Source organism: Streptomyces sp. NPDC043861 (assembly GCF_056435905.1).
In genome coordinates this window covers 252,450-266,303 of sequence record NZ_JBWKDP010000002.1, presented here as the reverse complement: position 1 = coordinate 266,303, position 13,854 = coordinate 252,450, and the positions used below count along the sequence as shown (strand labels likewise).

Sequence of the window (13,854 nt, the reverse complement as noted above, 5' to 3'; positions counted from 1 at the left end):
ACCCCGGGAGCAATTACGTCATCTCTACCGATGGGTAACCAACCGCCCCCGATTGGCGGACCGGCGCCACTGAAGCGTACAAAGGTGGCGAAGGGGGCGGGACGCTCCGGTTCCCCCGGACGCCTTGCTGCCTGGTTACGGCGGGACGGCCGTAAACGTCACCGTTTCGGCGGTCTCGGCGGCCGGGTACTTGCGCGATCGGTCCCGCCCGTGTGGACTACGGCCAACGCCTCGCGTACGCGCGCGGCCGAAGCATTTTCCGAAACAAGATCAGGAGGCAAGCCGTGAGCGCGACCGCGGACCACGCGGAGGAACGGACCAACCCGGCAGCGAAGCTGGGGTTCGAACCCGGACAGGTGGTCCAGGAGATCGGCTACGACGATGACGTCGAGCTGGAGCTCCGTGAGGCTATCGAGGCCGTGACCGGCCAGGAAATCGTCGACGAGGACTACGACGACGTGGCAGACGTCGTCCTGCTCTGGTTCCGTGACGAGGACGGCGACCTCACGGACGCCCTGGTGGACGCCATCGGGCTGGTCGATGACGGCGGAACGGTCTGGCTGATGACGCCGAAGACCGGCCGTGACGGCTATGTCGAGCCCAGTGACATCAACGAGGCCGCCCAGACCGCGGGCCTCTCCCAGACCAAGAGCATCAACGCCGGAAAGGACTGGACCGGCAGCAGGCTGGTCACGCCCAAGGCGGCGAAGTCCAAGCGCTGAGCGCCGGCTGCCCCCGGGGCCCCTGCCGACGGTCGTCGGCAGGGGCCCTGTGCGTAGGGTGGACCTCTCCGGGCAGGCCGACGGCCCGGGGGATCCGTCACAACCGGCGCAGGGATGGAGTGGACATGGCGATCGAGGCCGGCACCAAGGCCCCGGACTTCGAGCTCAAGGACAACCACGGGCGGACCGTGACCCTCGGCGAGTTCCGAGGCGAGAAGAACGTGGTGCTGCTCTTCTACCCGTTCGCATTCACGGGTGTGTGCACCGGCGAGCTGTGCGCGCTCCGCGACGAACTGCCCAGGTTCGTCAACGACGACACCCAGCTCCTCGCGGTGTCCAACGATTCCATCCACACCCTGCGGGTCTTCGCCGAGCAGGAGGGTCTCGAGTACCCGCTGCTGTCGGACTTCTGGCCGCACGGCGAGGTCTCACGGGCGTACGGCGTCTTCGCCGAGGACAAGGGCTGCGCCGTCCGCGGCACCTTCGTCATCGACAAGGAGGGCATCGTGCGCTGGAGCGTCGTCAACGCCCTCCCGGACGCCCGGGACCTGAACGACTACGTCAAGGCGCTCGACGCGCTCTGATTTTCCCCGGCCGATGTGTCTGTTTCGGCAGGGAACCCGTCACTAGGATCCACTCGTTGATCCGATGCCAACGCACGATGGGGGCGCTGCCCCTGAAAACCACATGGGAGGACTCGTGGGAGTCAGCCTCAGCAAGGGCGGCAACGTCTCGCTGACCAAGGCCGCCCCCAACCTGACCGCGGTCACCGTCGGTCTGGGCTGGGATGTCCGCACCACCACCGGTACCGACTTCGACCTCGACGCCAGCGCCCTGCTGACGAACGCCGAGGGCAAGGTCGCCGGCGACGGGAACTTCGTCTTCTTCAACAATCTGAAGAGCAGCGACGGTTCCGTCGAGCACACCGGTGACAACCTCACCGGTGAGGGCGAGGGCGACGACGAACAGATCAAGGTCAACCTCGCGGGCGTCCCGACGGACGTCCAGAAGATCGTTTTTCCGGTCTCCATCTACGACGCCGAGACGCGCCAGCAGTCCTTCGGCCAGGTGCGCAACGCGTTCATCCGCGTCGTGAACCAGGCCAACGGCGAGGAGCTCGCGCGCTACGACCTCAGTGAGGACGCCTCGACCGAGACCGCCATGGTCTTCGGTGAGCTGTACCGCAACGGTGCGGAGTGGAAGTTCCGCGCCATCGGCCAGGGCTACGCCTCGGGCCTGCGCGGCATCGCGCAGGACTTCGGCGTCAACGTCTGAGCCAGCCTGCTGTACGACCGTGTCCGGCGCCGCACACCATCCGTGCGGCGCCGGACGCGCCTGTAGTTCCGTACATCCAAGGGGAGGACACACCGTCATGGGCGTCACGCTCGCCAAGGGAGGCAATGTCTCCCTCTCCAAGGCCGCACCGAACCTCACCCAGGTCCTCATCGGACTCGGCTGGGACGCTCGCTCCACCACCGGAGCGCCCTTCGACCTCGACGCCAGCGGACTGCTCTGCCAGGCCGGCCGGGTGCTCGGTGACGAATGGTTCATCTTCTACAACAACCTGACCAGCCCTGACGGTTCGGTCACCCACACCGGCGACAACCTGACGGGTGAGGGTGACGGCGACGACGAGTCGCTGGTCGTCGATCTCTCCGCGGTGCCGGCCCACTGCGACAAGATCGTTTTTCCCGTCTCCATCCATGACGCGGACAATCGCGGCCAGACGTTCGGCCAGGTCAGCAATGCCTTCATCCGCGTCGTCAACCAGGCGGACGGCCAGGAACTCGCGCGCTACGACCTGAGCGAGGACGCCTCGACGGAAACCGCGATGATCTTCGGAGAGCTGTACCGGTACGGGGGCGAGTGGAAGTTCCGGGCCGTGGGGCAGGGATATGCGTCGGGGCTCCGGGGTATCGCTCTGGACTTCGGGGTCAACGTTTCGTAAAGGGAGTGATCCGGCAGTCATCAGGAACGCCTCTCTCGGGTGCCACCGCCGTGTCAGCCACGCGATCAGCACTTTCATGGTCCGCGCGCACGTTTCCGGTCGTCATCGAAGGGGTGAGGGCCCGGCAGGGAGTCCGGGCCCGGTGCAGGCACGCTCCCGGGCGGGCAGGGGCGGAGGGCTCGCCCGGGAACCGTCGCTCTAGACTCGGGGTCAACGTTTCGTAAAGCCGGGCGCGGCGCGGGGGAGACCGTTCTCGCGGGGTCCGTACAAACCGATGGGATAGCAGTGGTCCTGAGAACTTTCGGCTGGTCGTTCGCCATTACGGCACTCGGCCTCGCATTCGCCGCCTGGCAGTGGGGGTGGGAGGCATTCGGGGTCGTCCTGATCCTGTCGATCCTCGAGATCTCGCTGTCGTTCGACAACGCGGTCGTCAACGCCGGAATCCTGAAGAAGATGAATGCCTTCTGGCAGAAGATCTTCCTCACGGTCGGCATTCTCATCGCGGTGTTCGGCATGCGGCTGGTCTTTCCCGTCGCCATCGTCGCCATCAGCGCCAAGGTCGGGCCCATCGAGGCGATCCAGCTGGCCATGGACAAGCCCGAGCAGTACGAGGCCCTGGTCACCGACGCCCACCCGGCCATTGCGGCCTTCGGTGGCATGTTCCTGCTGATGATCTTCCTCGACTTCATCTTCGAGGACCGGGACATCAAGTGGCTCGCCTGGCTGGAGCGGCCGCTCGCCAAGCTGGGCAAGGTCGACATGCTGTCGGTCTGCATCGCGCTGATCGCGCTGCTCGGCACGGCGATGACCTTCGCCACCCACGCCCACACCAGCTCGGGCTACGCGGACAAGTCCGCCACGGTGCTGCTCGCCGGCGTCGCCGGTCTGATCACGTATCTGATCGTCGGCGGCCTCTCCGGCTACTTCGAGGACAAGCTCGAGGAAGAGGAGGAGCGCGAGCACGAGGAGGAGGAGAAGGCCAAGGCCGCGGGCAAGCCGGTCTCCGCGGTCGGTCTGGCCGGCAGGGCTGCCTTCTTCCTGTTCCTCTACCTCGAGGTGCTCGACGCGTCGTTCTCCTTCGACGGTGTCATCGGCGCCTTCGCGATCACCAACCACATCTTCTGGATGGCGCTCGGCCTCGGTATCGGCGCCATGTACGTCCGGTCCCTCACGGTCTACCTGGTCCGCCAGGGAACGCTCGACGACTACGTCTACCTGGAGCACGGCGCGCACTACGCCATCGGCGCGCTCGCCGTCATCCTGCTCGTCACGATCGAGCACCAGATCAGTGAGATCATCACCGGTCTCGTCGGCGTCTTCCTGATCGCCGCGTCCTTCTACTCCTCTGTGCGGCGCAACAGGGCGCTCGAGGCGCAGGGGAAGGACGAACCGGAGGTCGCGGCCAAGGAAGTGTGACGACCCGGGGTTTGAGGAACGCTCTCAGCGGGGCGGCCAGGAGGCACGGACACGGCCTCCGGGCCGCCCCGTGCGGTTGTATCGGGACACCGGCCGGGGGAATCGGCCGGGCGCAGTCAGGGGTGGGACATGGCCTTCTGGGACGGTTGGTGGCGGGGCAGGGCGGCACAGTTCGACTCGGGAAGCGCTGCGACCAATTCCATTCAGCTGACCAGGCGGCACCCGCAGGTCTCGCTGAGCAAACAGGGTGCCGCCACCGGCAACCTGCGGGTCAATCTGTCCTGGCGGATGCGGACCTCGGACATCGAGGGCCGCTCGAAGCAGAGCGGACGGCTGCTGCGGCACCCGTTCAAGCTCTTCCAGCCCGAGCTGGTCCAGGCGCACACCCAGGGTGTGGTCAATGTGGACCTCGACCTTGGGTGCCTCTACGAGATGACGGACGGCAGCAAGGGCGTCGTACAGCCGCTCGGCAGCTTCTTCGGAAGCCTCAACGAGCCGCCGTACGTCCGGCTCAGCGGCGACGACCGGTTCGGCGCGCCCTCCGGCGAGACGCTGTTCGTGAATCTCGACCATCGTGAGTCGATCAAGCGGCTGCTGTTCTTCGTCTACATCTACGACCGGACACCGGCCTTCGACCGTACGCACGCGAAGGTGACGCTGTACCCGAGCAACGGGCCGCGCGTGGAGATCGAACTGGACGAGCGGGCCCCGCAGGCCCGCTCGTGCGCGGTGTTCACCGTGGAGAACGTCAAGGGCGAGCTGGTCGTGCGCCGCGAGGTGAAATTCGTCTACGGCTTCCAGGCCGAGCTGGACCGGCTGTACGGATGGGGGCTGCAGTGGGGCCGCGGCTACAAGACCAAGGCCTGAGCGGCGGTCCCGCGCCCCGTGGCGGGTCCCGCGTCCGCGGTCACTGGCGGATGAACTGGGGCCCCATCGGAGGCAGCCGGAAGTTCGCGTCGGGAGCCGGCGCCGCCGCAGCGGCCGGTTGCGGATAGCCGTACGCGGGCTGGGGCGCGGGTGAGGCCGGCTGGGGGTAGCCGTAGGCGGGCTGTGGTGAGGTCTGCTGCGGGTAGCCGTACGCCGGGGACGTGACCGCCTGTGTCTCCGGCTCCGGCTGCGTTCGGGACGCCGTGGACGGCTCCGCCTGCGCCGTCGGTTCGGTCTCGTCCACCGAGATCCCGAACGCGGTGGCCAGGCCGATCAGCCCGGTGGGATACCCCTGCCCCACCGCGCGGAACTTCCAGCCGTCCCCGCGCCGGTAGAGCTCACCGCAGATGATCGCGGTCTCCTCACCTGTCTCGGGCCGGACGTCGAACACGGCCAGCGGCTCGCCATCGGCCGTCGCGGCGTCGTACACCGAAATCCGCAGATCCCGTACGCCCGCGAAGCTGCCGCCGTCCGACGATGCCGCGAGCACCACCTGGTCGACCGACGGGTCGAGGGAGCCGACGTCGGCCTGGACGGTGTCGGTCAGACCCTCGGCCACCCGCTTCTTCGGCATCAGCCGCACCAGTCCGGAGGGGTGGCGGGGCTGGTTGTAGAAGACGAAGTCCTCGTCGGAGCGCACACGGCCGTCGGAGCCGAGCAGCAGGGCGGAGGCGTCCACGTCAGGGACCCCGGGGCCGGGAGACCAGCGCAGTACGGCCCGTACCGCCGTCGCCCCGAGCGGAACGTTCGAGCCCTTCAGCATCGCGTGCGTCATGCACGTCATCCTGCCTTCCCGTGCCCCGCCCGGACAACGCGGGGCACGGGAAGAGGGGGCTGGGCATGCGCATGCCCGGATGCGGGCAGTCTGAGTCGGGACGGTACGCGGTCGAGTTACCTGGATTTCATGTGCCCGGGGAACTCTTGACACCTGCACCTACGTACTATTACCGGCCACCTACACGACAGGGCCGAAACGGCAGTACGGGGGACTTACATGCGTCATTTCGGGCATATCCCGGCCACTGCTCGGAAGGAACTGTTCCATCGGGAGCCGTCGGAGTTCGATGCCGGCTCTCCTGCATCACTGCTCTCGGTCGCGCTGGGGGCCACGCTCTACAGCCCCGCGACGCGGCCGCGGCTGGCGGACGACGTGCTGAAGCAAGCCGCCCGTGGAGTGGTCTCCATGGTCCTCTGCCTGGAGGATTCCATCGATGACGCCGAGGTGAAGGGCGCCGAGGAGAATCTCGTCCGGCAGTTCGCCGACCTTGCCGGGCGTGGCTCCGAAGTGCCGCTGCTCTTCATCCGCGTCCGGGAGCCCCGGCAGATCCCGGACCTTGCCCGGCGCCTCGGCGACACCGTCCGGCTGCTGTCTGGATTTGTACTACCGAAATTCACCGAGGAGCGGGGCGGGGCCTTCCTCGGTGCGCTCGGTGCCGCCGAGGCCGAGAGCGGCCGCCGGCTCTACGCGATGCCGGTGCTCGAGTCGCCCGAGCTGCTGTACCTGGAGACCAGGGCGGAGACCCTGGCCGGTATCGCCCGCACCGTGGACAAGCACCGGGACCGGGTGCTGGCGCTGCGCCTCGGCGTCACCGACTTCTGCTCCGCGTACGGGCTGCGTCGCCCACCCGACATGACGGCGTACGATGTCCAGATCGTCGCAAATGTCATTGCGGATGTCGTCAATGTGCTCGGCCGTTCCGACGGTACGGGATTCACCATCACCGGTCCGGTGTGGGAGTACTTCCGTCTCCAGGAGCGCATGTTCAAGCCCCAGCTCCGTCGCAGCCCCTTCATGGAGGTGCGGGCCGAGGAACTGCGTACCGCGCTGATCGAGCACGACCTCGACGGGCTGCTGCGGGAGATCGAGATGGACCGTGCCAACGGACTGCTCGGCAAGACCTGTATCCACCCCTCCCACGTGCTGCCCGTGCACGCCCTGTCGGTTGTCAGTCACGAAGAGTTCAGCGACGCGCAGGACATCCTTCGCCCGGAGCGGGGAGGCGGAGGAGTGATGCGCTCGGCGTACACGAACAAGATGAACGAGGTGAAGCCGCACCGCGCCTGGGCGGAGCGGACGCTCCGGCGCGCCGAGGTCTTCGGCGTGGCGCGCGAGGACGTGGGCTTCGTGGAGCTGCTGACCGCCGGGCTCGCCGGCTGATGACGAGGATGACGAAGGAGAGCGGAACGCCAGTGGTGTGGTCGGGTAGCTGGGTCGCCCAGCGGCTGGGAGTCGAGCTCGTCGGTGACGACGGGCTGAAGGACCTGCTGGGCATGGCCCTGCGGCGCAACCCGAAGCGGGCGCATCTGCTGGTGTCGCATGTGCTGGGCAAGCATGTGCCGCAGAGCCCGGCCGCCGTGTACGGGCACGGATTCGCACTGGGTGTGCGGGTCCGTGAACTGCTCGGCGACGAGGAGAGCGCCCGGTCGGTGGTCCTCGGGTATGCGGAGACGGCGACCGGCCTCGGCCACTCGGTGGCCGACGGTCTGGGCCTCGCGCCGTATCTGCACTCGACCCGCCGCCCGGTGGCCGGTGTGGCCCGGGCCGGCGGCTTCGAGGAGTCCCACTCCCACGCCACCTCCCATCTGCTCCTCCCCGAGGACCCCAAGCTGCTGGCGGGGACCGGTCCGCTGGTGCTGGTCGACGACGAGTTCTCCACGGGCAACACCGTGCTGAACACGATCCGTGATCTGCACGAGCGCTATCCGCGCGAGCGGTACGTGGTCGTGGCGCTGGTCGACATGCGCTCGGCGGACGACGCGGGCCGTCTGGAGTCCTTCGCACAGGAGATCGGGTCCCGGATAGATCTGGTCGCCACGGCCAGGGGGACGGTGCGGCTGCCCGACGGAGTGCTGGAGAAGGGGCAGGCGCTGGTGCGGGAGCACGACGCCGCTGCGGACACCGCCGCAGGGGCGGAGCCGGGTGAGCCGGCGGCCGGCGTGCCGGTCCGGCCCGCCGCCGTACGTCCCGCCCTGCGGGTGGATCTCGACTGGCCCGTCGGCGTGCCCGACGGCGGCCGGCACGGCTTCAGTCCGGCCGACCGCGCCGAGCTGGAGGCGGCCCTGCCCGGAATGGCCGCCCGTGCCGCCGAGGCGCTCGGTGCCGGGGCCCCGGACGGCGTGCCCCCGGACGACGGCGCGTCTCGTGCGACAGACGTGCCTCAGGGGACGGCTGTGACGGCTGTGAGCCCACAGCCGCGGCGCGTCCTCGTACTCGGCTGTGAGGAGCTGATGTACGCCCCGCTGCGGCTCGCCCAGGCCCTCGAGGAGCGGGGCGAGAGCGAGGTGCGGTACTCCACGACGACGCGGTCGCCGGTGCTCGCCGTGGACGACCCCGGGTACGCGATACGGAGCCGCCTCGTCTTCCCGGCCCACGACGACCCGGCCGACGGCCCCGGTGAGCGGTACGCCTACAACGTCGTGGGCAGCGGCTTCGACGCCGTCGTCGCCGTCGTCGACTCGGCCGCCGACACGCCCGGCCTGTACGCCCCCGACGGGCTGCTGGCACAGCTCGCCGAGCACATACCGCACGTCGTGCTCGCCGTCGTCCCCAGTTACGTCCCAGCCCCCGAAGATCCCGAAAGCGAATCCATGCTGCCCGAGCCCCTTCGCGGCCCCGCCTTCTCCTCCTACGCGCCCGACGAGGTCGGCTGGCTGCTCCAGGACCTCTCGGACGTCGACCTGGAGGCGCCCACCGAGGAACGGGAGGAGGCGATACAGAGCGGTGGCGCGCATTACGCCGAGTCGCTGCCGGTCGAGTACCAGCCGAGCGCCCAGTACCAGGACCTGTTCCGCGCTGCGCTCGAGACCTCCGCCGCCAGGATCGCCCGCGCCGTCGGCACCGTCACCGAGACGGTGCTCGCCGAGAGATCCCCCCGCCCCGTCCTCGTCTCGCTCGCCCGGGCCGGCACCCCCGTCGGCGTACTCATGCGCCGCTGGGCCCGGCAACGCCACGGCCTGGACCTGCCGCACTACGCCGTGTCGATCGTCCGCGGACGTGGCATCGACGCGAACGCGCTGCGCTGGCTGGCAGCCCACCACAACCCGGCCGATGTCGTCTTCGTCGACGGCTGGACCGGCAAGGGCGCCATCACCCGTGAACTGGCCGCCGCGCTCAGCGAGTTCGACGGCTTCGACCCCGAGATCGCGGTCCTCGCCGATCCCGGCGGCTGCGTCCGCACCTACGGCACCCGCGAGGACTTCCTCATCCCCTCCGCGTGCCTCAACTCCACCGTTTCCGGGCTGATCTCCCGCACGGTGCTCCGCGCGGACCTGGTCGGTCCGTACGACTTCCACGGCGCGAAGTACTACCGGGAACTGGCCGGAGCCGATGTCTCCGGACACTTCCTCGACACCGTGGCGGCCCACTTCGACGAGGCCGCCGACGCCGTGGACGCCGAGGTCAAGGAGCTGCTGTCGGCGGACCGGGCACCCACCTGGGCCGGTTGGGCGGCAGTCGAGCGGATCAGCGAGGAGTACGGCATCCACGACGTCAACCTGGTCAAGCCCGGCGTGGGTGAGACGACCCGCGTCCTGCTGCGGCGCGTCCCGTGGCGGATCCTCGCCAAACGGGGCGCGGGCGCCGACCTCGACCATGTACGGCTGCTGGCCGAGCAGCGCGGCGTACCGGTCGAGGAGGTCGACGACCTGCCGTACACCTGCGTCGGACTGATCCACCCCCAGTACACGCGCGGGGCGACCGGGGCGGACGGCAGGGCGGTGGCCGCACAGTGAACTCCCTGATCGCCAGCGACCTCGACCGTACGCTCATATACTCCGCCGCGGCCCTGCAGCTGACCGTGCCGGACCCGGAGGCGCCCCGGCTGCTCTGCGTCGAGGTGTACGAGAGCAAGCCGCTGTCGTACATGACGCAGACCGCGGCAGGGCTGCTCGAGGAACTGGCCCGTACCTCCGTCTTCGTGCCCACGACGACGCGGACGCGTGAGCAGTACGGGCGCATCCGTCTCCCCGGGCCCGCGCCCCGCTTCGCAATCTGCGCGAACGGCGGCCATCTCCTGGTCGACGGAGAGTCCGACCCCGACTGGCAGCGGTCGGTCGCGGCCCGCCTCGCCGACGAGTGCGCCTCGCTCGCCGAGGTCCGCGCGCATCTCCTGGCGGCTGCCGATCCGGCATGGGTGCTGAAGGAGCGGGTCGCCGAGGACCTGTTCGCCTACCTCGTAGTCGACCGCTCACTCCTGCCGGAGGGCTGGGTGAGGGAGCTCGGCGCCTGGGCGGAGCCCCGGGGCTGGACCGTCTCCCTCCAGGGCCGCAAGATCTACGCGGTCCCGAAGCCCCTCACCAAGAGCGCGGCCGTCCACGAAGCCGTCCGCCGCACCGGTGCCGAGCGCGTCCTCGCGGCAGGAGACTCCCTCCTCGACGCCGACCTGCTGCTCACCGCGGACCACGCCTGGCGCCCGGGCCACGGTGAACTGGCCGATGCGGGCTGGTCCCCGCCCCATGTCACCGCGCTCGCCGAACGCGGCGTCATGGCCGGCGAGGAGATCCTGCGCCGGTTCCTGCGGACGGCCGCCGAGGCGGCGGCGTCGGTACGGGCGACCGTCCCGGCACCGGGCGCGGCACAGGCGCCTGCGGCGCTCTAGCCGCTCTGCTCGGTGGGCGTGTCTCCCGCTGCCTCCGCCTCCCGTGCCTCTGACGCCCGGGCCCGTCACAGCTCGGGCCCGTGACAGCAGCACCTGGCAGCGAAGCCGCCGGGGGCTGCGCCTGACACCCGAGGGCACGGCGGTGGTGGATCGCCCTCGTCGACAACACGCCGACCGTCTGGTGGTCCGCCCCTGCGTTGCGAGCGTCACGAACGAGCAGGGGCGGACCGTGTGCAGGAGCGGGACGGACACCCTCACGGTCACCAGCGGCTTGATCAGCGAGGTGTGGTCCGTCTCCTCCGGTGCCGGCGGGCGGACCTGCTACCGCATGTACTAACCGCAGCAGCCGCCCCCGCAGCAGCCGCCCCCACCCCCGCCTCCGCTGGGGGCCGGGGCCGCGCTCGTACCGCCGACGGCGACGGCGGAGAGCAGCTTCACGGTGTCGTCGTGCCCGGCCGGGCATGCGGCGGGCGCGGAGGAATCGGCCATGGGCCTGCTGAGCTCGAAGGTGTCGTCGCAGGTGCGGCAGCGGTACTCGTAACGGGGCATGCGAACAGACTAAGGGCTGTCCCGTAATCCCCGGCGGGCGCACGACGCCAGCCACGGCACTCCATCGCCTACCGCTGGGAGGCACCCCGGCCGCGTTGTCGGAGTGCCCGAAATACGCCCCGTACGAGGACACCCCTCCGCCTGACGATGCTTCCCCTCGACCCCTGGCGGGCCCGGGGAGACCCCGTGCATCTGACGCCGCGCGCTGATCCACCAGAGATTTCGGGACAGCCCTCAGCCGTGGCGCGCACGCTGCTCTTCGGCTGCCGCCTCGTCGGGATGGCGCGCTTTCCAGTACGGATTGTCGTGGGGAAGGACGCTGCCGACCCGCCCGTACATGCCGAACCACATCAGCAGGATTCCGACGACGAAGCTGAAGAGGACGTTCTGGATCCGGAAGTTGAGGAAGTTGTACTCGGTGTCGAGCATGCCGAGGCCGATGAAGCCGTTGAGGATGAAGAGGATGCCGAACACCATGTTCAGGGTGGAGGCGAAGTTTCCGCCGATGACCATGCCCACGAAGAGCAGCAGTCCGACGCAGATGGACAGCACACTCAGCGCGCCGTTGGTGTTGAGGCCGGCGACCGTGGAATTGCCGATGTCGAAGAAGCCGATGTTGTGGGTCAGTCCGAGGATCCCGAAGGCCAGGAGCACCAGACCCATGATTCCCGCGCCGATCCGGTAGATCTGGCTGAGGTGGTGGTCGACGGGCAGATGCTCGTCCAGCACGACGCGAATGCCGCCCTTGTGCTGCTGGCCCTGCGATACCTGCGTGGATGCCATACCGGCCTCCTTTGTGGCCGTACGTACCTCCCTACAGCATCCGCCCGCACCGGCGCCCCGACAAATCCTCGGGCACGGCACCGTCGCGGCCCAGGTGGCCGTGCACCGCGACCGCGGCAGGCGGCGCGTGGGTGACCCTGCGGTGCGGTGCGGTGGGGGGCGACCGGCCGAGGCGGTGCGGGGCGACCTGGCGCGGGGGCGCGGTACCGGCGGCGTCGTGCGGTGCGGGGCGACCGGCCGAGGCGGTGCGGGGCGACCTGGCGCGGGGGCGCGGTACCGGCGGCGGCCGGGTCGCCGTGACCTGGCACGGCACCGGCGGTCGGGTGTCCGGGGTGTCCGGGGTGTCCGGCGGTCTGGTCCCGGCCCGGCTCGGCTCGGCTCTGCCCGTCGGCCCGGCCCGGCTCGGCTCGGTCCGCTCGGCCCGGCCCGGTCGGCGCCTGGCTGTGGGGGGCCTGCCGGTGTCCTGCCCGGAGTGACCGACCGAGCCGGGCCGAGCCGGGGGCCCCGGCCCGTGCGCTCAGACCCCCGCGCCGCGCTCCTCGCGGATCTGCCCGACGACGCCGGCAACGGTCTGCCGTACCGTTTCCGTCTCCGTCAGGAAGTGCCAGTAGTCGGGGTGGCGGCCCTCAAGACCGGCGATGGCGCGCTCGAGTCTGGCGACGGATTCATCCAGTGGCCGGGCGTGGCGCGGGTCCGGGGTGTTCCGGCCGGCCATGGCCAGGCGCTGTGCGTCGCGGATCGCGAACCGGGTGCGTTCGATCTCCTGCTCCGGATCCTTCGCGACGGCGTTGAGGCGGCGGAGGCGGTCACCGGCGGCCGAGACGGCTTCGTCGGTGCTGTTCAGCAGGGCACGGACGGTGCCGAGCAGCGCCGTTGCGTCCGGCCACCGCTGTTCGTCGCGTGCGTTTCCCGCTTCCTTGAGCTTTTCCTCCGCGCGGCGGACGTTCTCCGCGGCCTGAGCCGGGACCGGCTGCAGGTCCTGCCAGCAGGCGACGGTGAAGCGGCGGCGCAGCTCGCTGAGCACCGGCTCGACGCCGGCAGCGCGCGTGGTCAGGGCCTGGGCACGGGTGCGCAGGGACACGAGCCGTTTGTCGATCTCTGCGGCACGTTCGGGGAGCCGCTCGGCCTCGGTCCTCACCGCTTCCGCATCCCGGACGACACGGTCGGCGCGCTGGAGGGTGTCCGCGACACCGTGCCGGCCCGCGCCCTCGTTGAGCTTGGTCAGCTCGGGGGCGAGGGCGGCGAGGCGCGCGGCGAGATCGTCCGCCCGCAGGCCGGACCCGCGCACCGAATCAAGAGCATTGCTCGCCGCGAGAAGCGCCTGCCGTGCCCGCTCGACCGCCGGTGCCAGCCGCGCCAGCTGGGTCTCGGCCTTGTCGAGCAGCGGGGTGAGGCCCTCTGCGAAACGGTCGAGCTCCGCCTTGACCCGTACGAGCTCGTCCTTCGCCTTCGTCAGCTCCGTACGGGCCCGTGCCGCGACCGATGCCTCGAGGTCGTCCCGGTCCAGGTCGTGCGCATCGACGGCCGTGATGTAGCCGTGGCTGACCTCGTCGATCCGCCGCCCCAGTGCCGCGAACCCGTCCACCGCGCTGCGTGCGCCCGGCGAGCTGTCCACGGCGCTGATCGTCTCGATCGAGATCCGCAGATCGCGCTGGGCCGTGTCCAGCTCGTAGAACGCTGCCGCGGCAGCGTCCTTCGCGGCCTGGGCCTCGGCGCGCTGGCTCTCGCCGCGCCCCCCGAACCAGCGGCCCCTTCCTCCGCCGCCCGCGGCGAAGACCGTGGGCAGCGCAGCTGCGACCAACGGCAGAGGCAGCAGGACCAGGGCGAGCACATCCCGCAGACCCCGCGCGACACCCGCTCTCGCCCTCGCCTCCGAGTGGGGCCGCGCGTGTGTCGCCGTCACATCCCTCTC

At 70.0% G+C, this 13,854-nt stretch carries 13 protein-coding genes; 9 read left to right on the top strand and 4 right to left on the bottom strand.

Features of this window, described 5'->3' with window-relative positions; genetic code table 11:
- Positions 1–284: 284 nt before the first annotated feature.
- From AC068D_RS05725 to AC068D_RS05700, 6 genes are all read left to right on the top strand, one after another.
- The gene (locus tag AC068D_RS05725) at positions 285–722 is read left to right on the top strand and encodes a DUF3052 domain-containing protein (RefSeq protein ID WP_478821686.1); all 438 of its coding nucleotides are present in this window, start codon (positions 285–287) and stop codon (positions 720–722) included.
- Between the two features lie 125 nt (positions 723–847).
- Positions 848–1,306: a peroxiredoxin gene (locus AC068D_RS05720; RefSeq protein ID WP_478821685.1), complete on the top strand. Its 459-nt coding sequence runs from the start codon at positions 848–850 to the stop codon at positions 1,304–1,306.
- Positions 1,307–1,421: 115 nt separating this feature from the next.
- Positions 1,422–1,997, top strand: a complete 576-nt coding sequence (locus AC068D_RS05715) for a TerD family protein (protein WP_478821684.1) — start codon at positions 1,422–1,424, stop codon at positions 1,995–1,997.
- Between the two features lie 97 nt (positions 1,998–2,094).
- Positions 2,095–2,670, top strand: a complete 576-nt coding sequence (locus AC068D_RS05710) for a TerD family protein (RefSeq protein ID WP_478821683.1) — start codon at positions 2,095–2,097, stop codon at positions 2,668–2,670.
- Between the two features lie 285 nt (positions 2,671–2,955).
- Positions 2,956–4,086 carry a DUF475 domain-containing protein gene (locus AC068D_RS05705; protein ID WP_478821682.1) on the top strand — a complete coding sequence of 377 codons (1,131 nt, stop codon included), beginning with the start codon at positions 2,956–2,958 and terminating at the stop codon, positions 4,084–4,086.
- Between the two features lie 129 nt (positions 4,087–4,215).
- A complete protein-coding gene (locus tag AC068D_RS05700; RefSeq protein WP_478821681.1) occupies positions 4,216–4,953 on the top strand; it encodes a TerD family protein in 738 nt (245 codons plus the stop codon).
- Positions 4,954–4,993: 40 nt separating this feature from the next.
- On the opposite strand, the gene AC068D_RS05695 is transcribed toward AC068D_RS05700, so the two are convergent.
- A complete protein-coding gene (locus tag AC068D_RS05695; protein ID WP_478821680.1) occupies positions 4,994–5,788 on the bottom strand; it encodes a TerD family protein in 795 nt (264 codons plus the stop codon).
- 219 nt (positions 5,789–6,007) lie between these two features.
- Between AC068D_RS05695 and AC068D_RS05690 the strand changes: the two genes are divergently transcribed.
- Genes AC068D_RS05690 through AC068D_RS05680 form a run of 3 tightly spaced genes read left to right on the top strand, consistent with a single transcriptional unit; the run spans position 6,008 to position 10,610 of the window.
- Positions 6,008–7,171, top strand: a complete 1,164-nt coding sequence (locus AC068D_RS05690) for an HpcH/HpaI aldolase/citrate lyase family protein (protein ID WP_478821679.1) — start codon at positions 6,008–6,010, stop codon at positions 7,169–7,171.
- Between the two features lie 8 nt (positions 7,172–7,179).
- Complete coding sequence (locus AC068D_RS05685; protein ID WP_478821678.1) at positions 7,180–9,744, top strand: phosphoribosyltransferase; 2,565 nt, start codon at positions 7,180–7,182, stop codon at positions 9,742–9,744.
- A complete protein-coding gene (locus AC068D_RS05680; protein WP_478821677.1) occupies positions 9,741–10,610 on the top strand; it encodes an HAD family hydrolase in 870 nt (289 codons plus the stop codon). The genes AC068D_RS05685 and AC068D_RS05680 overlap by 4 nt, the downstream gene beginning before the upstream one ends.
- 333 nt (positions 10,611–10,943) lie before the next feature.
- Here the strand turns inward: AC068D_RS05680 and AC068D_RS05675 are convergent, their stop codons facing one another.
- From AC068D_RS05675 to AC068D_RS05665, 3 genes are all read right to left on the bottom strand, one after another.
- Positions 10,944–11,159, bottom strand: coding sequence for an FmdB family zinc ribbon protein (locus AC068D_RS05675; RefSeq protein WP_478821676.1), 216 nt, complete (start codon positions 11,157–11,159; stop codon positions 10,944–10,946).
- Positions 11,160–11,393: 234 nt separating this feature from the next.
- The gene (locus AC068D_RS05670; protein ID WP_478821675.1) at positions 11,394–11,942 is read right to left on the bottom strand and encodes a DUF4383 domain-containing protein; all 549 of its coding nucleotides are present in this window, start codon (positions 11,940–11,942) and stop codon (positions 11,394–11,396) included.
- A gap of 517 nt (positions 11,943–12,459) precedes the next feature.
- Positions 12,460–13,845 (bottom strand): hypothetical protein, encoded by a 1,386-nt coding sequence (locus AC068D_RS05665; RefSeq protein WP_478821674.1) that lies wholly within the window; start codon positions 13,843–13,845, stop codon positions 12,460–12,462.
- Positions 13,846–13,854: the final 9 nt, after the last annotated feature.

Bases quoted from the DNA above. Each gene is read 5' to 3' on its own strand.
- AC068D_RS05720 (WP_478821685.1), top strand. From the start codon at position 848: ATGGCGATCGAGGCCGGCACCAAGGCCCCGGACTTCGAGCTCAAGGAC.
- AC068D_RS05710 (WP_478821683.1), top strand. From the start codon at position 2,095: ATGGGCGTCACGCTCGCCAAGGGAGGCAATGTCTCCCTCTCCAAGGCC.
- AC068D_RS05700 (WP_478821681.1), top strand. From the start codon at position 4,216: ATGGCCTTCTGGGACGGTTGGTGGCGGGGCAGGGCGGCACAGTTCGAC.
- AC068D_RS05695 (WP_478821680.1), bottom strand. From the start codon at position 5,788: ATGACGCACGCGATGCTGAAGGGCTCGAACGTTCCGCTCGGGGCGACG.
- AC068D_RS05690 (WP_478821679.1), top strand. From the start codon at position 6,008: ATGCGTCATTTCGGGCATATCCCGGCCACTGCTCGGAAGGAACTGTTC.
- AC068D_RS05685 (WP_478821678.1), top strand. From the start codon at position 7,180: ATGACGAAGGAGAGCGGAACGCCAGTGGTGTGGTCGGGTAGCTGGGTC.
- AC068D_RS05675 (WP_478821676.1), bottom strand. From the start codon at position 11,159: ATGCCCCGTTACGAGTACCGCTGCCGCACCTGCGACGACACCTTCGAG.
- AC068D_RS05670 (WP_478821675.1), bottom strand. From the start codon at position 11,942: ATGGCATCCACGCAGGTATCGCAGGGCCAGCAGCACAAGGGCGGCATT.